We start from the raw sequence: 20,023 nt of genomic DNA, 5'->3' as shown, positions 1-20,023 counted from the left end.
GGAAGATCGAAAACGCAGGGTAATCTACTACGCTGGGCAGTTACAAGATGCTGTGCAGCAGTGCGGCGCACGGCGATTACAGGAGGGAAGCCATGCCACCCCGCCGTTTTCGGACGAACGCCGCAGCGAGCGTGTTGCTCGCGCTTGTCATGGTATTGGCGGCGTGCTCGTCCAATCTCCCGAGCGGGAAGGTCGGGCCGCGGACGGCGGCGGCACAGTCCATCGCCATCACGCCGGCGCAGGGCTCCGACAAGGTGGACCCGTCGGCGAAGGTCGAGGTGAGCACCTCCAGCGGTGTGCTGACGGATGTGTCGCTGACCAACGAGGACGGCAAGGTCATCGACGGCACCTTCACCCCGGACAAGACGGCGTGGAAGCCCAACGAGCAACTCGGCTACTCGCGCACCTACACGCTCAAGGCCACCGGCGAGGACGTGACCGGCATCACCGGACCGGTCACCTCCACGTTCACCACCATCGCGCCGAAGAACCAGACCAAGGTGTATCTGAACACCACGGGCGGTCAATCCATCGTGGACGGCAACAGCTACGGCGTGGGCATGGTCATCGTCGCGCACTTCGACGAGGACATTCCGGACCGCGCCGCCGCGCAGAAGCGTCTGGTCGTCACCTCCGACCCGCCGGTCGAGGGCGCCTGGTACTGGCTGGACAACCGCAACGCGCACTGGCGGCCCAAGGAGTACTGGAAGACCGGCACCAAGGTGAGCGTGGCGGCCAATCTCTACGGTGTCGAGGTCGGCAACGGCCTGTTCGGCCAGGAGGACACCAAGGCCAACTTCGTGATCGGGCCCTCGCACGTGTCCATCGCCGATGACAACACCCATCAGGTGCAGGTCTTCGAGAACGGTCAGCTGGTGCGCACCATGCCCACCTCCATGGGCCGCGGTGGCAGCGAGACCATCGCCGGCAAGACGTTCACCTTCTGGACCATGCCCGGCGTCTACACGGTGATGGACAAGGCGAATCCGGTCATCATGGACTCCTCCACCTATGGTCTGCCGGTGAATTCGCGGCTGGGCTACAAGGAGGCCATCGGCTGGGCCACCCGCATCAGCACCGACGGCATCTATCTGCATCAGCTGGATTCCACGGTGTGGGCGCAGGGTAATACCGACACCTCGCACGGCTGTCTCAACCTCAATCAGGAGAACGCGCAGTGGTTCTTCAACTTCGCGCAACCCGGTGATGTGGTGGAGGTGCGCAATACCGGCGGCGCCCCGCTCGAGGTGTGGCAGAACGGCGACTGGACCTTGAGCTGGGATCAGTGGCTGGCCGGTAGCGCCCGCTGAGGTCGCTCGCGCGCGGCGAGCCGCCCGCTGCGCGCGAGATACCAAGCCGCGACACAGAATTCGGCGGCCACCGTGCCCCACACCAGCGTCCACACCGAATGCGTGCGCAGGGTGAGCAGCAGGGCGGTGGCCGCGACCGCGGTCCCGATGACCGCGCCGATCATGACGCCGACGGTGTCCTGGCGCACCGGTAGCAGCGCGGTGGTGACGAACGAGGTGGTCGCGGTGGCGACCAGAATGCACACCTCCACCCGCAGGATCGGCACCACGCCGCGGAAGTCGTCGTCGTAGACGATGCGCACCGCCAGCGGCGCGGCGAGCCAAATCCCCGCCGCCGCAACGGCTGCCACGATCACACACGCGCCCAGCGCCCGCATCTCGTGCCGCCAGAAGTTGGCGTCCTCGCGTTCGCGCGCCATCCGCGGCAGCAGCGCCAGCCCGACCGGATCCAGCAGCGACTGCACCGCCCGCACGAGTTTGTCACTGGCCGAATACAATCCGAGCGACGCCGCGTCCAGGACCGACGAGTACACCGTCGCGGTCCCCTGCCCGTAACTGGTCACCAGCAGCCGCGACGCCACGATCGGCGCGCCCTTGCGCAGAATCATCGCCACCTTGCTCGGGCGGCCCGGCCGGCCGTACCGCGAGCGTGCGTCCCACCAGGTCAATGCCACCGTCACCGTGGACGACAGCAGCAGGCACAGCAGCACGATCTCCGCGTGCGGCAGTCCCGGCAGGATCGCCACCAGCAGCACGAGATACACGATGCGCCCGGCGATCTGATACGTCATGGACGCCCCGAATCGCGCCTGCCCCACCAGCAGCCAATCCTCCGACATCGACAGGAAGCCGCCGACGAACAACCCCAGCAGGATCATTCGCACATGCGCCCCGGCCCCGAACGCCAGTCCGGCGACCAGCGCCACCCCGATCACTCCGAGCCCCGCCGCCCGCACCGCGAGATAACTGCCCCGCAGCTCGGCCAGGCCCTCCTCGTCGATCAGCGCGGCCAGAAACGTATTGATCCCCAGATCCACCACCAGCGACCCGAGGAAATACGCCGACATCCCGATGGCGAGCAACCCGACCCCGCTGACCCCCAGCGTCCGCGCGGTGAGCGGCACGGTCACCGCGGTCACCAGGAACTGCCCGTACTTGCCGAGGCTCACGAAACCGATGTCGCGCAACACCGACAGCAGCCCGTCCTCGGCCACCCGCGCCCGCACCCTGCCGAGCAGCCCCGCGCGCCCCACCTGCTGTCCGGCCATGGCGGTCCTCTTCCTCCCCGACCGCATATCCCCGGCCGACCCCGAAATTCTCGCTCCCCGGCTCGGCCCCCGCCACTCCACGGCCCCAACACTTTTCGTTCCCGCGCCGCCTCGCCGTCCCGGGCGACGGAACTCGCCTGACACCGCGGTGCAGAATATCCAGAATGTAAGGGTTGTCCATCGAAAGGTTCCGACGATGAAGTCCACCCGGATAGTCCTGGCCTCCCGGCCGGTCGGCAGGCCCGAGCAGGAGAATTTCCGCACCGAGACGGTCGAGTTGGAGGCACCGAAACCGGGCGAGGCGCTGCTGCAGACGCTGTACCTGTCCCTGGATCCCTACATGCGCGGCCGCATGAGCGACGCGCCCTCGTACGCGCCGCCGGTGGAGATCGGCCAGACCATGTGCGGGGCCACCGTCTCGCGCGTGCTCGAATCCGACGATCCCGCACTACGTCCCGGCGATGTGGTGCTCGGCTACGGCGGCTGGCAGACCCATTCGGTCGAGCGGGCCGCCACCTTGCGGAAGCTGGATCCGGCGCTGGCCCCGCTGACCACCGCGCTCGGCGTGCTGGGCATGCCGGGCATCACCGCCTATTCGGGCCTGATGACCATCGGCCGGCCCGAGCCGGGCGAGACCGTGGTGGTCGCCGCCGCCACCGGCCCGGTCGGGGCGACCGTCGGCCAGATCGCGAGGATCAAGGGCGCGCGGGCGGTCGGCATCGCGGGCGGTCCCGAGAAGGTGGCGCTGTTGCGCGATCACTTCGGCTTCGATGCCGCGATCGACCATCGCGCCCCCGATTTCGCCGAGCAGCTGGCCGCCGCCACCCCCGACGGCATCGACGTGTACTTCGAGAACGTCGGCGGCGCGGTCTTCGATGCGGTGCTGCCGCGGCTCAACCAGTACGCGCGAATCCCGGTATGCGGCTTGGTCGCCAACTACAACGACACCGATCTGCCGCCCGGCCCGGACCGGCTGCCCCTGCTGATGTCGAACATTCTGCGCAAGAGCCTCACCGTGCGCGGCTTCATCGTCTCCGAATTCATGAGCCAGGCCGCCGAATACATTCCCGCCGCCGCACAGTGGATCGCCGAGGGCAAGCTCAGCTACCTCGAGGATGTCGTCGAGGGCCTCGATCATGCCGTGGAAGCCTTCCAGGGCCTGCTGACCGGGAAGAACCGCGGCAAGCTGGTGGTCGAGGTATCGGCTATTTCATGACCGCGACGTAGGGCCGCAGGCCCAGCGTGATGTCGACGCACGCGCCCAGCAGCACATCCCGTTCCACCGGATCGGGTGCGTGTTTCAGCCACAGCCGGGTGCCGAGAATGGGGACGGGCAGGGGCTGGCCCGCCCGGTCCCACCAGATCGATTCGTTGTAGAGGTCCTCGACCAACCGGCGCACGGTCCAGCCGCCGACGGTGCGGATCACGTCGAGCCGGGCGGTTTCGGCGCCCATGCGGTCGAGCACCAGCAGGCGAAACAGTTCCGGGGTGCGCGGTTCCTCCGGATCGGGCACGAAGTGGAAAAGCGTTCCGGCCGTGGACCCCACCGCGGTGGAGGTGTCGGCGCGCTGGATGGTGCCCAGCGCGGTGCCGTCCCCGCGGCTCAATATCGTCGGCGCGGAATCCCGCGACTGCACCCACACCACCGACCCGTCGCGGTAGGTGAGCCGATGCGTGCCGGTGCCGCCGTTCTTGAAGCCGAACAGGATCGCGGTCTTGGCGCCGAACCCGTTGCCCGCCCCCTGCACCCCGACGGCGAGCGGATCACCGGGCCCCGCGTGGAAGGTGATCTGCAAGGCGTTGCTCACCTTGTGCACAACCCGGCCCTCGATCATCGTCGAGCCGTCCTGCGGCGCTGACATCGTTCGATGGTAGGCCCGGCGGGACCGGCGGCGAGGGGCTTTGCGCCTGCTAGCTGGGGAAGCCGACCTTGGCGAGCGCGGTGGTCCAGTCGGTGGCGATGGCGGACTGGGCGTCGGCGAGCGCCACCTTGCCGCCGCACACCAGGGTGTGCAGTTTGCCCTCGACGCCGTCCTTGGGATTGTTCGGTCCTGCGCCGGCCTGATGGCCCGGTGACGGCGGCTCCACCCACAGGTTGCGCGGATCGTCGGGGTCGCCGCCGAGTTCCAGCGAGATCAGGTGGTCGTACTCCGCGTCCTTCAGGTCGCCGGTGTAGTCGTAGGACTTGGCGTTGGCGACCTTCTCGGTATTGGTGACCGAGGTGCCGGGCCGAATCGTGGCGGTGTAGCCGGATTTACAGATGGTCTCGGCCAGGTTCGCCGCTGTCACTTTGGGATTGGTCGCGCCGGGTGTACAGGCCGGATCCGGGAGCGGCTGCCCGTCGGAGGTCTTGCGATAGTGGCAGCTGCCGGGGGCGGGCTGGGCCTGCACGGAATAGTTCGACTGCGGTCCCGGTCCGACGGGGACGGCGCCGTCCTTCACATGCGCCGTGGGCTGCGGAACCTCCTGTGCCGGAGCGTTGCCCGGATGTTTGGCCGACTCCTTGGAACATCCCGTGATCAGTCCGATCACCAGCAGGGCCACCGCAAGCCCTTTGTGCGCCTTCATAACTTCCCCTGCTCGAGCCGGACAGCAGCCTAATTGTGCGTTACCGCTTCGCGATCGGCTACCCGCGACGCCGACACACCGGGAGGAAACGCGGAAGGCCATGGCCAAACGGTCAATACATACCGACCAGTTATGCTCCAGCGATGGCAGACACCTCCGGCAGCGCGGTCCGCACTCGAGCCCTGGCCCTCTCGGGCCTCCTGCTCGGCATGGGCGCCCTGCATTTCGTGGCCCCCAAGCCCTTCGACACCCTCATCCCGCCCCAGCTGCCCGGCAAACCCCGCACCTACACCCACGTCTCGGGCGCGGCCGAGCTGACCGCCGGCGCGCTGCTGGCGGTCCCCCGCACCCGCGGTCTGGGCGCCCGGCTGGCCGCGCTGATCTTCATCGGCGTCTTCCCCGGCAACCTGTACATGGCCGCCGACTGGTGGCGCAGCGACAAGCCGACGCCGCTGAAAGTCGGTGCGCTGCTGCGTCTCCCGCTGCAGGTCCCGATGGTGATCACCGCACGCAAGGTGTACCGCGGCGCGCGGTGATCGACCGCGTCAGTCCCGGGTCACGAACTCCTCGAACACCGGATCCGGCAGCTTGAGCTGGGCGTGAATATCGCCGCCCAGCCCGAAGTGCCCGATCGCGCCGCCATAGTTCTGCTGATAGCTCTGCCAGAGCACCACCACGCTGATGATCCGATTGGCCCCCGGCAGCGCCGGATCCGGGAACGGATTGGGCAGCACCGCACGATAGGCGGCGGCCCCGTGCTCATCGGTGACGAAGACGTTCGGAACACCCAGCGGCCCCGGCCGAGTCGGCGCGTCCCGGTCGAGATCCTTGGCGCGCAGCGACATCACCGTGTACAGCGAATCCGGGATCAGGCCGCTGAACTGGAACCGGAACTCGCCGTGACGGGCCGCGTCGTCGACGGTGACCTCCAGCGTGCCGCGGGCGCCCAGCCAGTCCCCCAGAGTGACCGGCGTGGTGAGTTTGCGTCCGTCCTCGGGCCGCAGATCCGGGATCGGCGTCCGATGGAACGGGTAGCTGGGCCGCCGCACGGTGTCCGCGTCGGGGAGCTGATCGGGGGCGAACACCATCGGATAGTTGTTGGCGGGCAACGGCAGTGGCAGGGTGTGCAGCACACTGCCCGCGTCCGCCGCCGACAGCCGTGCGGGCAGTTCCCGCACGATCGTGTAGGCCGCCAGGTCGCCGAACTTCGGCACGGGCGTGTCCGCGGCGACGATGGCACGGCCCCACCGGCGGATCGGTTTCCCGTCCGGGCCGGGCACCACCAGATAGCCCTCGACGATGAAATTGCCGTCGGCGTCGAGCACTTCGCTCGGCGGATACAGCGGCCCCTGGGTGGTCGGGGTCAGGTCGTAGCTCTTGCTCACGCTCTTGTTCACCATACGGCCAGCGCTTCCTGGTCGGAGAGAAGGCGGCCCGGATCATCGACGCTGTCGCCGACCCGGTCGCCGAGATGGGTCCACGCGAAGCCGTGGGCGGCGAGCACGGCGTCGTCTCCGCGATAGCCCGGATGCCCGACGGCCCGCAGGAACGGCAGATCGCTGGCGTGATCGCCGTAGCCGTAACTGTTCTCGCGTGCGATGGCGTGCCGGTGCAGAAACTCGGTGACGGCCGCGGCCTTGGCGGCGCCGATCATGGGTTGATCGACCTCACCGGTGAGCACGCCCGCCGCGTCGACCAGCGGGGTGGTGGCGATGAGGTGATCCGCCCCGACCGCGGCGGCGATTGGGGCGATGGCCGCCGCGAACGACCCGGACAGCAGCACCGTGACGTGGCCCGAATCCCGATGTGCGCGCAGGGTTTTCACAGCTTCCGAGTAATAGGCCCCACCGCCCGCGGTGAACTGCTCGAACCATCGCCTGCCCGCGGCGGCCAGTGCGTCGGCCCGCACCCCGCGATAGGCCCGGTAGTAGTGCCGGTTGACCTCCTCCCGCGGCGCCCCCGCCGCGGCGCGCTGTTTGATCTCGTCGATCAGTCGCGCGTATTCACTGCCGTCGTCGCCGTTCTCGGCCAGCCAGAAGCGCTGGAAGGCGAACATGCTCTTGACGGTGATCAGGGTTTCGTCGACGTCGAAGAACGCCGCGCCGCGCTCGCCGGTCATGCCACCGCGCCCAGGTAGGCCGCGATCGCCTTGGCCGCCTTGTGCCGTTCGATCTGCGAGATGCGCTCGTTGGGCAGGGCCGCGTAGGTGATGCGCGTGGTGGCGACACTGCGGTCGAGCTGGCGCACGTCCACCTCGATGGCGAACTCCAGTTTCGCCGGATCGGTGACGGCCACCGGGGTGAGCACCGCGTGCAGGCTGGCGGGCAGCGGGAACAGGAAGGACTTGAACTCCAATTCGATGCTGTTCCAGACGATGTAGAAATGCTGTTCGGGCCAGCGCCGGCCGTATTCGAGTTCGAACGCGCCCAAAAACAGCTGGCGCACCGCCTCCACGATGACGATGCCCTGCACGTGTTCGCCGGTCTGATGGTCCAGCAGCAGTTCGTTGTCGCCGTGAATGCGCAGATCGGCCCGGAACTCGGTCTCCGATTCGCGAATCAGATTGGCCAGCAGCACATTCGAGTGCTGATACTTGTGCACCTGATGGCGTGGGGCCGGTTCGTCGACCGGCCCGCTGACCCGCAGCCCGGCCGGGGCGTGCACGAGCGCCACATGTTCGACGTAGTCGAGGTCGTGGCGCGTCACCCCCTGCCCGAGCCGTACGGTCAGCGGCCGGTCCGACTCCCGCCATCGGCCGCCCCGCAGCGCGGCCACCAGCCCCGAGACCGTGAAGGCCCGGTCGTCCGCGGTGATGCCACGGAAGCGGTCGGCCACCAGCAGCACGTCGCCGAGGGCCACCTCCTCGATCACCGCGGTCGCCGAATCGAGCTGGGCTACAGACATTTTTCCTCCGAGAGCAAGACGCTTATGGCGACGCTCGCCGCCATCCGGTCGTCACCCGGAGCACCCCGCCGTCGTGGAGGGTTGCCGCCCAGTCAGCCGGGGCTTGACACTGGAACTCATGACCGTGATCGAAAGGTTATGTGCCGCAGTGTTATTCACGAACAGTTTCGACCACGCCGATCGAAACCGGAACTCGCGCGCGGGACGCCGCCCGCGCCAGCGCCGCGCCGACCGCCGCCGCCGCTGCCATCGACAGTGCGACAGCCGAATAGCCCACGCGGGCAGCCAGATTGGCGAGCTGCGGTCCAGCGCTGGCCCCGACGAACAAGGCGAAGGTGTACAGCGCCGTGGCAGTGCCGCGCGCCGCGCCCGCGGACACGGCGATCGCCTGCACCGCCGCCGGCGCGGCGACCGCGACGGCGGTCACGAACACGAACAACCACACCGCGACCCAGACGCCGCCCCAGGGAATCGTGGTGACCGCCACCGCCACCGCCGCCGCGGCCAAGGCGGTGACCAATCGGGTCGCCGGTGCGATCGAACCCAGACGCCCGGCGAGCAGCGGGACCGCGACCATGGCCGGAATCGCGCTGGCGCGCAATGCCAGCAGGGCCGTATTGCCGGAACCGATGCCCGCGGGCGGGGCGAGTTGGATGCCGGTGTAGATGCCCACGAACGAGCCCAGGATGGCCAGGCAGCTCAGGTAGAGCAGCGCCAGGCGCGACTGCCGCAGCAGAAACACGTAGGGCGCTAACGCCCCTCGCACCCCTGATCCCTCGTGCGTCGAATCATCTTTCGCCGCAGTCTCGTTCGTATCTCCCGAACCGGCCGGCGCTTGCAGCACCACCCGTAGCAGCACCGCCGACAGCACGAACACGATCGCGCCCGCCACGAAGATGGCATGCCAGCCCAGTGCGTTGCCGATGAGCTGGGCCAGCACCTGCGCCACCACCCCCGCCCCGAGGAAGGAACTGGTCAGGCAGGTGAGCGCGAAGACGCGACGCTCCGGCGCGATGCGTTCCGAGAGATAGGCGAACGCGGCCGGGGCGAAGAAGGACGCGGTGAGCCCTTGCAGGATGCGCGCCGCCAGTCCGCTGACCAAGCCGGGCGCGGCAGCCACCAGCAACGAGCTCACGACGGTGGCCAGCAGTCCGCCGACGATGACCGGCCGCCGCCCCCACCGGTCCGACAGCGGCCCGGTCACCAGGAATCCCACGCCGTAGGCCAGCCCGAAGGCGGTGGTGGTCCACGTCGCCGCGGACTTGGACGTATCCCAGTCCGCCGCAAGCTTGTTCAGCACCGGCAGCACCACGTACAGCTGCCCGACCACCAGGATCCCGACCGCGCACACGGCCGCGACGGTGCGCCCGGTCGGGGCCCAGCCGGGCTCAGTAGCCGAGGGCGAGCTCACGCGCACGCTCCTGGGCCGCGGCGAAGCCCGCTTCGGGATTCTCGGTGAGCACGGTCGGCGCGAAGCGGATCTCCGAAATGTCCTTGATGCCGACGAAATTCAGCCAGTCGGCGACGAACGGGGTCGCGAAATCGGAGCCGAACTCCACCGGCACGCCCGGCTGGTGTACGCCGCTGGTGTACACGGTCACCGCCCGCTTCTGCCCGAGCAGTCCCGAGTAGCCGGTCTGCGGGTCGAAGTTGAACGCCCAGCCGGGCTGGGTCACGATGTCGACCCACTGCTTGAAGATGTAGGGCACGCCCGCGTTCCAGATCGGGATATTGAGGACGTACAGATCCGCGGCGGCGAAGCGGTCGAACACGGTGCGCGCCTGCTCCCAGGCCGCGAGCTGTTCGGGCGTCTGATCGCGCCCGGTGAACAGCGCCAGCTTGGCCTCGGCCGCATGGGTGCCGAAATCGGGGAGCTTGGCGTCGAACAGATCGAGGGTGTCGACGGTGAGCTCCGGATCGCGGGCGGTCAAGCCGTCGATGAAGGTCCGCGCCAGCGCCCGGGACTGGCTGTGGGCGCCACGGGCGGAGGCATTGATATGCAGCAGGGTGGTCATCGAATTCCTTTCGTGGACAACGGAGTCCACGTCTATCAAGCCGAGACCACCCGGCACGACGGTTACGTGCGCACTGATCCGAAGGCCCGGCCGCGCGCTACCGCAGTGCGGACGCGACCGCGGCGGGGATCGGGATGCCGCGCCGGAGCACCTCCGCGACGAAACGGCTCACGAGGACATCCCCGGGAATTCCGATCAGGCACACCAGGTCCCGCTCGACGGCGGGCCGCAGGCGGCGCAGTGTCATCGCGGTCCCACCGACCAGCGCCGTGGTCGGAACCAGCGCCACCCCAAGACCCGCCGACGCCAATCGCGCCGCCGTCACCGCCTGGCGGGTACGCACGCCGGCCGTGAGCGCGACCCCGTGGCGCGCCGCCTCGGCGTCCAGCCATCCGGCCAGCCCGTTGTCGGGATGATAGTGAACCAGCGGCTCGTCGCGCAGATGCTCGAAATCGACGAACGCGCGCTCCCCGAGCGGATGTCCCGGCGGCAGCACCGCCACGATCTCCTCCACGCCGATAACCTCCACGCTGCCGCTCCAGCGGGTCGGGCGTGGACCGATCGCCACATCCGCCTCCCCCGCTTCCACCAACCGGGCCAGTTCGTCGGCACTGGTCGCCTCAGTGAGTCCCAAGCCCACCAGCGGGTTTCGCCGCAGCCAGGTACGCAGCACCGGGGCGAGCAGACCCGCGGTCATGGACTCCGCGCACGCCACCCGCAGGTGTCCGCCCGCGCCGCGCGCAGTGGCGCGGCCCGTGGTGACCACCCGCTGTGCCGCGGACAGCGCCGCGCGCGCATCGGCGGCTACGGCCCGCCCGACGACGGTGGCGCGCACACCGCGCGGCAGCCGTTCCAGCACCGGCGCGCCGATCTCCCGCTCCAGCGCGGCCAGCTGATGCGACAGCGCGGGCTGCGACATGTGCAGCGCCGCCGCGGCTTCGGTGATGGACCCGGCATCGAGCACGGCGACCAGGCATTCCAGCGCGCGCAGAGTTGGCATTCGGCAATTCTATGGGAGGCATCGAAAACCTTCAGATCGCGATGGGATGATCGGGCGGTCGCGCGACGCTCCCCTTGGCATGACGACATTGCAGAACAAGACGATGGTGATCATCGGCGGCGGTTCCGGTATCGCGCGACAGCTCGCCGCCGATGCCAAAGCGGCAGGCGCGCAGGTCATCTCGGTAGGGCGGCCCGAGGTGGAGCTGTCCGACGAGGCGACGATCGAGGCGCTGGCCGCTCGTGTCGGGGAACTGGACTACCTGGTCACGCTGGCCTCCGATCCCGCCAATGGTCCGGTCACCGGACTCGATCGTGACGCGGTGCAGCGCGCGTTCGACGCCAAAGTGGTCGGGCCGCTGCTGTTGGCCAAGCAATTCGCGTCCCGATTCCGGCCCGGCGGGGCGATGCTGCTGTTCTCCGGCGTCGCCGCCTGGCGGCCCGCGGCGGGGCGCACGGTCATGGCCGCGACCAATGCCGCGGCGGCGACACTAGCGGCCGCGCTTGCGGTGGAGCTGGGTCCCGTACGCGTGAACGCGCTTTCGCCCGGCATCGTGGATTCCGGGGCGTGGGACGGGCCGGGCAAGGAGAAATTCCTCGCCGGGGTCGCCGCCGCGAATCCGGCCCGCCGCGTGGGCAGTCCGGCGGATATCTCGGCGGCCGCGCTGCTGGCGCTGACCAATCCCTTTCTGACCGGCGCCACCCTGCACGTCGACGGCGGCGGTCGCTGGGCGTGAAAATAGCCGGGCGGCAGCGGAACACGCGACATCGCCGCCCGGCCATCCACGAGCGCAACGGCTTCGGTGCGCTCAGGCCAGGATGAAGCTCAGCTGCAGGGCGTATCCGCCGCCCTGCCGCATCCACGAGTAGCCGAACCAGACGCCGGGCGCGACCTCGCGGATCTCGTCGTAGAGCTGCGGGATCGGCGACGGCGCGTAGTCGAGGACCCAGGTCGGGCCGCCGTCCACCACCGAGGGCCCGGTGTAGACATTGGCCTGGATGGCCTCGATGCCCGCGCCGGTGAGCCGGTTGAACAGATACCCGCCGCCGGGGCCGGTGTAGAAGTCCTTGCCGATCCAGAACAGCGGCGCCCAGGACTGCATTTCGCGCGGCGAGGCCACCCAGCCGTCCTTCGCACCGGTAGGCACATTGCCGCGCGGGGCGTCGCGGTAGATCGCGTCCTGTTGCGCGGGACTACATCTGAAGCGTAGAGAGTCCACAGTTGCTGATGTGTTGTCGGAGAACACAACACATCCATTGCCGTAGTCGCCGTCGGCATGCGCGACCACCGGCACGGCCATGACCAGCGCCCCGAATCCGATCAGGGCGAGGCTCTTCACGAGGGCATTTCGGAGAAACTCACGACTTGTACCCATTGTTGTCTCCACCGGGAGGAATCCCGACCCGGTAGTGATCTTAGTTCGCGAGGAATTAGCTGTTCAGAACTGTCGCCGAACCGAGATCAGATCGATCCGCAGTTAACAGGAAATTGACAGCCTTCCGCTGGAAATGTCTCGAGGTTCGTGTCGATGTAATGGTCTATGACCTCGATTCAGGCCCGCTCACCGCACGCTCGGTGGACTTGGATCGCGGCCGGCAGTTTCGTCGCCGTGATCTCCTTGGCATCGCTGGGCGCCCCGCGCGCCCTGGCCGTCTCCCGCGACCAGATAGGCCTGGATCAGGTCCCCGAGACCCCGGCGCCCGGCACGACGCTGATCGTTCCGCATCCCATCTCGGTCACCGCCATCGCCCAGCAGATGCAGGCCGCCATTCAGGCCGCCTCACCCGGTACCAGCGTCGGCATCGACGTGGTGGACACCACCACCGGCACGCCCATCGCCAGCCTCAATGCCGATCAGCAGTTCTACACCGCCTCGGTGGTGAAACTGCTCATCACCCTGGACGCGTTGAAAAGCCGGGACTGGCAACCGGATTCGGATACCGCCGACCAGCTCGCCCAGATGCTGTCGACCAGCGACGACGACATCGCCGACATGCTGTGGGACACCGGCGGCAACGACGCCATCATCGACCGGATGGTCGCCGCCATCGGCCTGACCAGCACCACCGCGCCCGAGGACACCGCGCAGTGGGGTGAAACCCTCACCACCCCACGCGATGTCGTGACCGTCTTCCACTACATCGACAGCAAGATCCCGGACTCCGCGCGGGATCTGATCCTGGGCGCCCTGCACAACACCTCCCAGACCGCCGCCGACGGCACCGATCAGTACTTCGGCATCCCCGACGCCCTCACCGGCGCCGGCTGGGCGGTCAAGCAGGGCTGGATGGATCTGGGCACCTCGACGACCCTCGACACCACCGGCCTGGTCAGCCCCTCCCCCGATCAGCCGTACCGCTACGCGGTGGTGGTGCTCTCACAGCAGCCCGCCGGCACCAGCTGGGCGGCGGCGGGCAACGCGCTCACCGCGGGAGTGCAACTGCTGCATACCGTGTTGAAATAGGGGGCCGCCTACAAGGTGATGCCGAGGGCGCCGGCCACCGCCCGGGTGAGATGGTCGGTGACCTCGGCGGTGGTCCAGTGCCGATGCTCGATGAGGTCGTAGACGACGCGTTCGTCGAAGATGGTGATCCAGAGCAGCACCGCGTAGGTGAGATCGGGTTCGGGCGTTCTGCCTTGGCGCGCCAGGGATTTCAGGATCTCGGTGAGAATGTCGTGCAGGGCGGTGATCGATTCGTCGCCGGCGGCGAGACGTTCGATGAAACCCTTGGAGCTGCGGATGTAGCGGACCGCCGGTCCCCACTGCGCGGCCTGCTCGACCCAGGTGTGGCAGCAGCGGTGAAACCGGTCGACCGGATCGGCTCCGGCGTCCACGGCGGCCAGGGCCTCGACCAATTGCTCGATGGCACGGCGGTGGAACGCCTGCAACGCGTCCTGCGGGGTAGGGAAATGCCGGTAGGCGGTGGCCACGCCGACCCCGGCCGCGGCGGCGAGTTCGGGGATGGAGAAGCCGATCCGGCCGGTCCGCAACAGGCTCTGGACCGCGTCGACCAGCAGCACGCGGCTGCGCTGGGCGTCACTGCGGGTGTTCACGGGCACGCCTCCATCCTGCGCGAATCCCGGCGCGGAGCGTCGCGCGGCACTCGAGTAGAGAAGTTCTTCTCAGTTTCGTATTCTTTAACAGAGAAGATCTCCTCACTTAGGAGGCCGGGATGCGGGCAGCCGCACCGGGCGCGCTACTGGTGCTGATCATGGCGCAGCCGAACATGGCGACCGGGATGATGCCGTACTACCGGCACGCCTGGGCGCTGGCTCCCCTGCTCATCACCGCCATCTTCGCCGCCTACCTGTTCGCGCTGACCCCGACGCTGGCGCTGCTGGGCACCCCGTCCGGACGACGGGCGTGGTGGTGGCGCATCGGGGTGGGCTGCGGGTTCGGTCTCGCCGCGGATCTGGCCATGGCGCTGGCGCATTCGCCGTGGCCGGTGGTCGCGGCGCGGATCTGCGCGGGGCTGTCGGTCGGGCTCGTGACCGGATCGCTGGCGGGGTTGATCCTGGAGCGCACCGGCGAGCGCGGACGCACCGCCATGGCCGTGGCCACCGTCCTGGGTTCCGCGCTGGGAACCATCGCGGCCGCGACCATCGCGCAGTATCTGCCCGCGCCCGGCGTGAGCGTGTATCTCGCGCACGCGGCCTTGCTCGCCGCGGTGACGCCGGCGGTACTCGGCGATCGGGCCGTGCGTCCCGCCGCGCCGACGCGTTCCGCCATTGCCGCATCGGTGACGCCCGAGCCACGAATCGCCGGATATCTCAGCGGAATCGCCGCCTGGGTGTCGGCGGGACTGGTCGTCGCGCTGCTGCCCAGTTACGGCGCGGAATTGCTGGGCACCACAAATCTCGCGGTGCTGGCACTGCCGGTGACGCTGTATTTGGTGGCCGCGTGGCTGGCGCAGCGTGCGCTGCCGCCGGATCGGATTCGCGCCGAGCCCGTGGTGGCGCAGGGCGTCATCATCGCCGGAATCGCGGTGGCGGCGGCGGTTTCGTGGATGCCGAGTCTGGCGTTGCTGCTGTGCGGCGCCGTGGTCGCCGGGTGCGGGCAGGGCCTCGCCTATCGCTGCGGGCTCCGGATCGTCAGTGCCGCAACGGCTCCCGACCAGCATGCGCGAGCCGCTGCCGGGTTCGCGAGCGTGGCCTACGCGTGTGCGGCGGTGTCGACGATCGGGTTCGGTGCGATCGCGACCGTCGCGTCCCTGCGGGATGCGATACCGGCTGCCGCGGCCGTCTTGTTCCTGGTGGCCGCGGCCACCGCAGTCGTCCGCCGGCGCGCAATGGCGCGTGCCGCGGACTCCCTACCGGCCCAGCAGTTCTCGACGACGGCATAAACGAAAACAATCCGATACCTCGAATTGCCGCGCGATATTTCCGATCGCGCGCAATTGCATATGCCTACATCAAAGTACTTTTGTTCCCCGCGCCATATTCACCGAAACGCAGTCGTTACGAGAGTTCACCGGCACATAAGATCCGGCGGTTTCACTGGAATGCATCATCCTCAAAAGCATTCTCGCCGAATGGATTCCAGAAATGGCAGCACCAACTCTCACCCGCAGTCTCGGCCGCCTCGACCTGATCGCCATGGGCGTCGGCACCATTGTCGGCGCGGGCATCTTCGTCACCTCCGGCATTGCCGCCGCGACCAAGGCGGGCCCGGCCATCGTCCTGTCGTTCGTGCTGGCCGGGGCCATTTGCGCGCTGGTGGCGCTGTGCTACAGCGAACTCGCGTCCATGACCCCGCTGTCCGGCAGCGCCTACACCTACACGCGCGGCACGCTGGGCGAGGCGCCGGCATTTCTCGTCGGCTGGAATCTGCTGCTCGAATACGCGGTGGCGGCCTCGGCCATCGCCATCGGCGGGTCCGGATTGTTCGGCGCCGCCTTGAATTCACTGTTCGGGATGCCCTTGGCGACACCGATTCTCACCGCTCCGTTCGGTGGTGACGCGCTGTTCCACCCGGATGGGCATCCCGCGGTGGCGCGGGCCGCGCAGGCGCGGGGAGCGCTGTCCGTCGTGCCGGAGGCGGGCAGTTTCTCCTATCAGCGGGTGCGGGCGGCCGCGCCGCAGGCCGCCCGCATCGCGCAGGTGCATCCCTTCGGACATGCCGCGCTGGTGGCCGAGCGGGTGGCGCGGCTGGGTTACGAGGCGCTGTGCGTCACCCTGGACTGTCCGGTCGGCGGATTCCGGACCCGCAATATGGCCAATCGCTTCGACCCGGATCAACGGCACTTCGCGGGGAATCTCACCGGCGCGGACGGTGCGCCCGGGGTGGCGGAGGTGTTCGGTCAGCTGCTCAAACGCGGTGGCCTGGTGTGGGATTGGGCCGAGCTGGCCGCAGCCGCCGCCGGATTCGGGTTGCCGTGGATCGCCAAGGGGGTGCTCACCCCCGCCGCGGCCGAACGGGCACTGGACATCGGAGCCGCCGCGCTGGTGGTGTCCAATCACGGTGGGCGGCAGGTGGATCCGGCGCCGGCCAGCCTCGACATGCTGCCGCGTATCCGGGCGGCGGTCGGGCCGGAGGTGCCCATTCTGCTCGACAGCGGGATCCGCACCGGCGCAGATGTGTACCTGGCGCTGGCGCTCGGCGCGGACGCGGTGATCATCGGCCGCGCCGCCATCTATGGGCTGGCCGCAGCGGGGGAAGCCGGAGTCGATCGGGTGCTGGAGCTTCTCACCGAGGAGCTGCGCACCCTGATGATCCTCTCGGGCGCCCGCACCCTCGTCGATATCGACACCGGCCGCGTCATTAGGGCGGCGACATGAGTGCTTTTCCCTTGGCGCGCAGCGCGTCCGGCCTGGTATTCACCTCGGGGCTGGCCGCCGTCGACCCGGACACCCTCACCGTCACCACCGCCGACTTCGAAGGCCAGGCCACCGAGGTGTTCCGCCAACTCGACACCGCACTCGCCGCGGCGGGCAGCGGCCGCGACCGGATCCTGCGACTGGAGTGCTACCTCGCCGAGCGCCGCTGGTTCCCGGCCTGGAACACCGTGTTCCGCACCTACTTCCCGACGGCCGCACCGGCGCGGATCACCACCGTCACCACCCTGCCCATCGACGGGCTGCTCATCGAAATCCAGGCGATCGCCGTCGCCACCGCTCAGGAAGATCGATCATGACCGCAGTCACTCCGCTCGTCCATTCTCCTTCCCATATCGGCGATTTCACCATTCGCGACGTCATCGAGGGTCAGACCGCCGGGCAGCTCATCGCGGCCGCCGACGACTGGGGGTGGTGGGTCACCCTGCTGGGCGGCGACACCACCGCGCCCACCACCGGCATTCAGCACACCGTGGCCGAGGGGCTGGTGCGCGGCTGGGAGCCCACCTTCCGGCAGTTGTCCGACAGTCCGCATCTCGAATTCATTCCCGCCGCAACCGAACCCGGTGAGGTGGCGCGCGGCTGCACCGATATCGCGCGGCGGCGGCCGGAGATCTTCGAAGCCATCGGCCACGCCATCGCGGCCGGAACCCCGGGCACCACCATCGATCTCGGGTGCGCCGACGCCGGACGGGTGCTGGCACTGGCCGGGATCGCGGCCTCGGAGCGGTTCCTGGGCGTCGATATCGAAGACGGCGTGATCGAAGCGGCACGCACCGAAGTCGCCGAACGCGGCCTCGCCGACCGCATCACCCTGCTGGCCGGGTCCGTACAACCCGAATCCGATCCGCCCGCCTGGCTGGCCGCCGTCGACCGGCAGCGGGTCACCACCGCCATGTCGTTCTTCCTGCTGCATCAGCTGGCCAGCGACGGCGACGGCATCGCCGCGGTGCTGCGCGGCTGGATGACCTGGTTTCCCAATCTGACCCGGCTGGTGATCGGTGACGGATACCTGCTGGAGGCGCCGTACTGGACTCAGCAGCCGTGGTTCTCGCCCACCTACGAGATCTATCACGCGGTCACCGGGGTGCGGCTGTGGACGCGGCAGGAGTACGAGCGGGCGTTCGCCGAACTCGGGTGGACGGTGCGGCGGCGGCTCGAGGACCACACCATGCTGGTGACCACCATTCTCGAAAGAGGCTGAGCCGCTCCGCGACGGGCTCTCACCGCATCGATTCGTTGAGCGTGATCGGACGGATCGGTACGGTGAGAGTCGAGGAGTGCCCGATGGATGTGTCTCGAATGCTCGATACCGCGGGCCGCGTGGTCGTGGTGTCGCCGCATTTCGATGACGCGGTGTTGTCGGTCGGCGGGCTGATCGCGGGGTGCGCCGGGCGGGGGCAGCCGGTCGAGGTGCTGACCGTGTTCTCCGCGGCGGGGGCCGCTTCCGGCGGGGGACGGATGCGGGCGTTCTCGGACTACGAGACCAGAGTCCGGGAGGACGACCGGGCGCTGGCGCTGCTGGGGGCCCGGCCGGAGCGACTCGGATTGTCGGAGCGGCTGTTTCGAGATCCGCCGCCACGGGGGCCGTTGCCGTTGTTTCGCACCAGCCCTGATTTGGCGCGAGGTGAGTATCCCGCGACCGTGCAGCGCGCGATCCGCGACGTGCTGGCGACGCCGGACACGATTGTGCTGGCGCCCTTGGGGATCGGCAATCACGTGGATCATGTGATCGTCGCGGTCGGCGCGCTGCTCGCCATGCCGGAGCGGGCGTCGCGGCTGCTGTTCTACGAGGATTTCAACGCGCTGTCCGAGCGCAATCGCCGACGGCATCCGGTGTCTCGGCTGCGGCCGTTTCCCATTCGCGGTGCGCCCGCATGGGCCAGTCCGCGTGCGGGATTCGAGCTGGAGGCCACCTCGGCGCTGGCGCGCGGGCCGGATCCGGTCGCTCTCGCAGGGCATTCGGCGCGGGACGGACAATGGCACATGACCGCGTCTCCCGTCGACGCCGCCGCCGAATCCGCGAAGCTGGACGCGGTCAGCGAATACCGCACGCAGACAGCGGCTTTGGGGGGAGAATCGGCGCTGCACAGCCTGCTCCGTCGAGCCCACACGGTCCGTGGCGGCGAGCTGATCTGGCAGTTTCGGCCGGAAGGACAGCAATGAGATGGCTCGCGGTGCTGGCGGTACTGCTCGGCGCGGTGGTCGCACCGGCGACGGCACGGGCCGAGACCATCGCGCGTATCGATCACGTGGTCGCCGTGACCGACCGCTGGCTGCAGGTCTTCGTGGACTCGCCCGCTATGGGCGGCACGGTGCAGGTCGATGTGCTGCTGCCACCGCACCCTTCGGTGCCCCGCCCCACCGTGTACCTGCTGGAGGGCATCGACTCCGCCCGCCCGGATCAGAACGACTGGACCTTCCAAGGCGGCGCGGTCGACTTCTTCACCGACAAGGACGTGAACGTGGTGCTGCCGGTCGGCGGCGCGGGCAGCTACTACACCGACTGGCAGCGCGACGACTCCGTGCGCGGACACCAGAAATGGGAGACGCTGCTGACCCAGGAGCTGCCGCCGCTGCTGGACGACCGCTTCGACGGCAACGGGCGCAATGCGATCGTCGGCATCTCCATGGGCGCACAGGCCGCCATGATGCTGGCCGAGCGCTCCGGCGCCCTGTATCGGGCGGTCGCGGCATTGAGCGGCTGCTACAACACCGCCGATGCGGTCGGGCAGGCTGAACTGCGCTACATCATCGGCACCGGCGGCTCCGACCCGCAGAACATGTGGGGCGCCGCGGACGATCCCGACTGGGCCGCACACGATGTGCTCGCCCACGCCGACCGCCTGCGCGGCAAATCGCTCTACGTCTACGCGGCCTCCGGACTGCCCGGCGAGCACGAGAACGCCGGCACTCCCGACCTGCCCGATGTCGTATTCGAGGGCGGGGCAATCGAATTCGGTACTCGCCTGTGCACCGCGGTCCTGCAGCGCGAACTCGGCGACCTCGGTATCCCCGCCACCTACGACCTGACCCCGGCCGGCACCCACAGCTGGCCCTACTGGCACGATCACCTGGCCGCCGGGTGGCCGGTGCTGGCCGCCGCGCTCGGAGTGTGAAACG

22 protein-coding genes and 1 riboswitch are annotated in these 20,023 nt (G+C 68.9%); of the genes, 11 read left to right on the top strand and 11 right to left on the bottom strand.

The features are described 5' to 3' along the window. Nucleotides 1–92 precede the first annotated feature (92 nt). A complete protein-coding gene (locus D7D52_RS36450; protein WP_120743499.1) occupies nt 93–1,310 on the top strand; it encodes a L,D-transpeptidase in 1,218 nt (405 codons plus the stop codon). On the opposite strand, the gene D7D52_RS36445 is transcribed toward D7D52_RS36450, so the two are convergent. Beyond that, on the bottom strand, nt 1,283–2,578 hold the full coding sequence (locus tag D7D52_RS36445; protein WP_120743498.1) for a lipopolysaccharide biosynthesis protein: 1,296 nt from the start codon (nt 2,576–2,578) through the stop codon (nt 1,283–1,285). The genes D7D52_RS36450 and D7D52_RS36445 overlap by 28 nt on opposite strands. A 196-nt stretch (nt 2,579–2,774) precedes the next feature. Here D7D52_RS36445 and D7D52_RS36440 point away from each other — a divergent pair, with 196 nt between their 5' ends. After that, a complete protein-coding gene (locus D7D52_RS36440) occupies nt 2,775–3,794 on the top strand; it encodes an NADP-dependent oxidoreductase (RefSeq protein WP_120743497.1) in 1,020 nt (339 codons plus the stop codon). On the opposite strand, the gene D7D52_RS36435 is transcribed toward D7D52_RS36440, so the two are convergent. Further along, a complete protein-coding gene (locus D7D52_RS36435) occupies nt 3,784–4,440 on the bottom strand; it encodes a hypothetical protein (RefSeq protein ID WP_162958827.1) in 657 nt (218 codons plus the stop codon). The two genes, D7D52_RS36440 and D7D52_RS36435, sit on opposite strands and share 11 nt — an antisense overlap. Before the next feature lie 49 nt (nt 4,441–4,489). Further along, nucleotides 4,490–5,146 (bottom strand): hypothetical protein, encoded by a 657-nt coding sequence (locus D7D52_RS36430; protein WP_120743495.1) that lies wholly within the window; start codon nt 5,144–5,146, stop codon nt 4,490–4,492. Between the two features lie 143 nt (nt 5,147–5,289). Between D7D52_RS36430 and D7D52_RS36425 the strand changes: the two genes are divergently transcribed. Next, nucleotides 5,290–5,682 carry a DoxX family protein gene (locus D7D52_RS36425; RefSeq protein ID WP_120743494.1) on the top strand — a complete coding sequence of 131 codons (393 nt, stop codon included), beginning with the start codon at nt 5,290–5,292 and terminating at the stop codon, nt 5,680–5,682. Between the two features lie 9 nt (nt 5,683–5,691). Here the strand turns inward: D7D52_RS36425 and D7D52_RS36420 are convergent, their stop codons facing one another. The 6 genes from D7D52_RS36420 to D7D52_RS36395 all read right to left on the bottom strand — a co-directional run bounded on the left by D7D52_RS36420 (nt 5,692) and on the right by D7D52_RS36395 (nt 11,065). Next, nucleotides 5,692–6,546 carry a hypothetical protein gene (locus tag D7D52_RS36420; RefSeq protein WP_120743493.1) on the bottom strand — a complete coding sequence of 285 codons (855 nt, stop codon included), beginning with the start codon at nt 6,544–6,546 and terminating at the stop codon, nt 5,692–5,694. Next, a complete protein-coding gene (locus D7D52_RS36415) occupies nt 6,540–7,265 on the bottom strand; it encodes an HAD family hydrolase (protein WP_120743492.1) in 726 nt (241 codons plus the stop codon). Before D7D52_RS36415 ends, D7D52_RS36420 begins: the two co-directional genes overlap by 7 nt. Then, the gene (locus D7D52_RS36410) at nt 7,262–8,050 is read right to left on the bottom strand and encodes an AfsA-related hotdog domain-containing protein (protein WP_120743491.1); all 789 of its coding nucleotides are present in this window, start codon (nt 8,048–8,050) and stop codon (nt 7,262–7,264) included. The genes D7D52_RS36415 and D7D52_RS36410 overlap by 4 nt, the downstream gene beginning before the upstream one ends. A gap of 13 nt (nt 8,051–8,063) precedes the next feature. Then, a riboswitch (SAM riboswitch) is annotated at nt 8,064–8,174 on the bottom strand. A 27-nt stretch (nt 8,175–8,201) separates the two neighbouring features. After that, complete coding sequence (locus D7D52_RS36405; RefSeq protein WP_222932747.1) at nt 8,202–9,461, bottom strand: MFS transporter; 1,260 nt, start codon at nt 9,459–9,461, stop codon at nt 8,202–8,204. Continuing rightward, nucleotides 9,439–10,065, bottom strand: a complete 627-nt coding sequence (locus D7D52_RS36400) for an FMN-dependent NADH-azoreductase (protein WP_120743490.1) — start codon at nt 10,063–10,065, stop codon at nt 9,439–9,441. The genes D7D52_RS36405 and D7D52_RS36400 overlap by 23 nt, the downstream gene beginning before the upstream one ends. 97 nt (nt 10,066–10,162) lie before the next feature. Next, nucleotides 10,163–11,065 (bottom strand): LysR family transcriptional regulator, encoded by a 903-nt coding sequence (locus D7D52_RS36395; RefSeq protein WP_120743489.1) that lies wholly within the window; start codon nt 11,063–11,065, stop codon nt 10,163–10,165. 79 nt (nt 11,066–11,144) lie between these two features. Here D7D52_RS36395 and D7D52_RS36390 point away from each other — a divergent pair, with 79 nt between their 5' ends. Then, nucleotides 11,145–11,801, top strand: a complete 657-nt coding sequence (locus tag D7D52_RS36390; protein ID WP_120744725.1) for an SDR family oxidoreductase — start codon at nt 11,145–11,147, stop codon at nt 11,799–11,801. A gap of 72 nt (nt 11,802–11,873) precedes the next feature. Here the strand turns inward: D7D52_RS36390 and D7D52_RS36385 are convergent, their stop codons facing one another. Next, nucleotides 11,874–12,404 carry a hypothetical protein gene (locus D7D52_RS36385; protein ID WP_120743488.1) on the bottom strand — a complete coding sequence of 177 codons (531 nt, stop codon included), beginning with the start codon at nt 12,402–12,404 and terminating at the stop codon, nt 11,874–11,876. A 270-nt stretch (nt 12,405–12,674) separates the two neighbouring features. Between D7D52_RS36385 and D7D52_RS36380 the strand changes: the two genes are divergently transcribed. After that, entirely contained in the window at nt 12,675–13,529 is an 855-nt protein-coding gene (locus D7D52_RS36380; RefSeq protein WP_162958826.1) for a serine hydrolase, read from the top strand. 8 nt (nt 13,530–13,537) lie between these two features. Here D7D52_RS36380 and D7D52_RS36375 read toward each other — a convergent pair whose 3' ends face one another. Continuing rightward, nucleotides 13,538–14,119 carry a TetR/AcrR family transcriptional regulator gene (locus tag D7D52_RS36375; protein WP_162958825.1) on the bottom strand — a complete coding sequence of 194 codons (582 nt, stop codon included), beginning with the start codon at nt 14,117–14,119 and terminating at the stop codon, nt 13,538–13,540. A 119-nt stretch (nt 14,120–14,238) separates the two neighbouring features. Between D7D52_RS36375 and D7D52_RS36370 the strand changes: the two genes are divergently transcribed. The 6 genes from D7D52_RS36370 to D7D52_RS36345 all read left to right on the top strand — a co-directional run bounded on the left by D7D52_RS36370 (nt 14,239) and on the right by D7D52_RS36345 (nt 20,019). Next, complete coding sequence (locus tag D7D52_RS36370; RefSeq protein WP_120743485.1) at nt 14,239–15,408, top strand: type 2 periplasmic-binding domain-containing protein; 1,170 nt, start codon at nt 14,239–14,241, stop codon at nt 15,406–15,408. 202 nt (nt 15,409–15,610) lie between these two features. Next, nucleotides 15,611–16,843, top strand: a complete 1,233-nt coding sequence (locus D7D52_RS36365; RefSeq protein ID WP_120743484.1) for an alpha-hydroxy acid oxidase — start codon at nt 15,611–15,613, stop codon at nt 16,841–16,843. Then, a complete protein-coding gene (locus D7D52_RS36360; RefSeq protein WP_120743483.1) occupies nt 16,840–17,199 on the top strand; it encodes a RidA family protein in 360 nt (119 codons plus the stop codon). Before D7D52_RS36365 ends, D7D52_RS36360 begins: the two co-directional genes overlap by 4 nt. Then, nucleotides 17,196–18,104, top strand: coding sequence for a hypothetical protein (locus tag D7D52_RS36355; RefSeq protein ID WP_120743482.1), 909 nt, complete (start codon nt 17,196–17,198; stop codon nt 18,102–18,104). Before D7D52_RS36360 ends, D7D52_RS36355 begins: the two co-directional genes overlap by 4 nt. Before the next feature lie 83 nt (nt 18,105–18,187). Continuing rightward, a complete protein-coding gene (locus D7D52_RS36350; protein ID WP_120743481.1) occupies nt 18,188–19,066 on the top strand; it encodes a PIG-L deacetylase family protein in 879 nt (292 codons plus the stop codon). Next, a complete protein-coding gene (locus D7D52_RS36345; protein WP_120743480.1) occupies nt 19,063–20,019 on the top strand; it encodes an alpha/beta hydrolase in 957 nt (318 codons plus the stop codon). Before D7D52_RS36350 ends, D7D52_RS36345 begins: the two co-directional genes overlap by 4 nt. The last annotated feature ends 4 nt before the right edge of the window (nt 20,020–20,023 follow it).

The organism is Nocardia yunnanensis (genome assembly GCF_003626895.1).
Lineage (GTDB): Bacteria > Actinomycetota > Actinomycetes > Mycobacteriales > Mycobacteriaceae > Nocardia > Nocardia yunnanensis.
The sequence above is the reverse complement of the archived record's forward strand: the minus strand, read 5'-3'. Positions and strand labels throughout refer to the sequence as shown.

Excerpts from the sequence above, each read along its gene's own strand:
- D7D52_RS36450 (WP_120743499.1), top strand. The coding sequence starts at position 93 with ATGCCACCCCGCCGTTTTCGGACGAACGCCGCAGCGAGCGTGTTGCTC.
- D7D52_RS36445 (WP_120743498.1), bottom strand. The coding sequence starts at position 2,578 with ATGGCCGGACAGCAGGTGGGGCGCGCGGGGCTGCTCGGCAGGGTGCGG.
- D7D52_RS36440 (WP_120743497.1), top strand. The coding sequence starts at position 2,775 with ATGAAGTCCACCCGGATAGTCCTGGCCTCCCGGCCGGTCGGCAGGCCC.
- D7D52_RS36435 (WP_162958827.1), bottom strand. The coding sequence starts at position 4,440 with ATGTCAGCGCCGCAGGACGGCTCGACGATGATCGAGGGCCGGGTTGTG.
- D7D52_RS36430 (WP_120743495.1), bottom strand. The coding sequence starts at position 5,146 with ATGAAGGCGCACAAAGGGCTTGCGGTGGCCCTGCTGGTGATCGGACTG.
- D7D52_RS36425 (WP_120743494.1), top strand. The coding sequence starts at position 5,290 with ATGGCAGACACCTCCGGCAGCGCGGTCCGCACTCGAGCCCTGGCCCTC.
- D7D52_RS36420 (WP_120743493.1), bottom strand. The coding sequence starts at position 6,546 with ATGGTGAACAAGAGCGTGAGCAAGAGCTACGACCTGACCCCGACCACC.
- D7D52_RS36415 (WP_120743492.1), bottom strand. The coding sequence starts at position 7,265 with ATGACCGGCGAGCGCGGCGCGGCGTTCTTCGACGTCGACGAAACCCTG.
- D7D52_RS36410 (WP_120743491.1), bottom strand. The coding sequence starts at position 8,050 with ATGTCTGTAGCCCAGCTCGATTCGGCGACCGCGGTGATCGAGGAGGTG.
- D7D52_RS36400 (WP_120743490.1), bottom strand. The coding sequence starts at position 10,065 with ATGACCACCCTGCTGCATATCAATGCCTCCGCCCGTGGCGCCCACAGC.
- D7D52_RS36395 (WP_120743489.1), bottom strand. The coding sequence starts at position 11,065 with ATGCCAACTCTGCGCGCGCTGGAATGCCTGGTCGCCGTGCTCGATGCC.
- D7D52_RS36390 (WP_120744725.1), top strand. The coding sequence starts at position 11,145 with ATGACGACATTGCAGAACAAGACGATGGTGATCATCGGCGGCGGTTCC.
- D7D52_RS36370 (WP_120743485.1), top strand. The coding sequence starts at position 14,239 with ATGCGGGCAGCCGCACCGGGCGCGCTACTGGTGCTGATCATGGCGCAG.
- D7D52_RS36365 (WP_120743484.1), top strand. The coding sequence starts at position 15,611 with ATGGCAGCACCAACTCTCACCCGCAGTCTCGGCCGCCTCGACCTGATC.
- D7D52_RS36360 (WP_120743483.1), top strand. The coding sequence starts at position 16,840 with ATGAGTGCTTTTCCCTTGGCGCGCAGCGCGTCCGGCCTGGTATTCACC.
- D7D52_RS36355 (WP_120743482.1), top strand. The coding sequence starts at position 17,196 with ATGACCGCAGTCACTCCGCTCGTCCATTCTCCTTCCCATATCGGCGAT.
- D7D52_RS36350 (WP_120743481.1), top strand. The coding sequence starts at position 18,188 with ATGGATGTGTCTCGAATGCTCGATACCGCGGGCCGCGTGGTCGTGGTG.
- D7D52_RS36345 (WP_120743480.1), top strand. The coding sequence starts at position 19,063 with ATGAGATGGCTCGCGGTGCTGGCGGTACTGCTCGGCGCGGTGGTCGCA.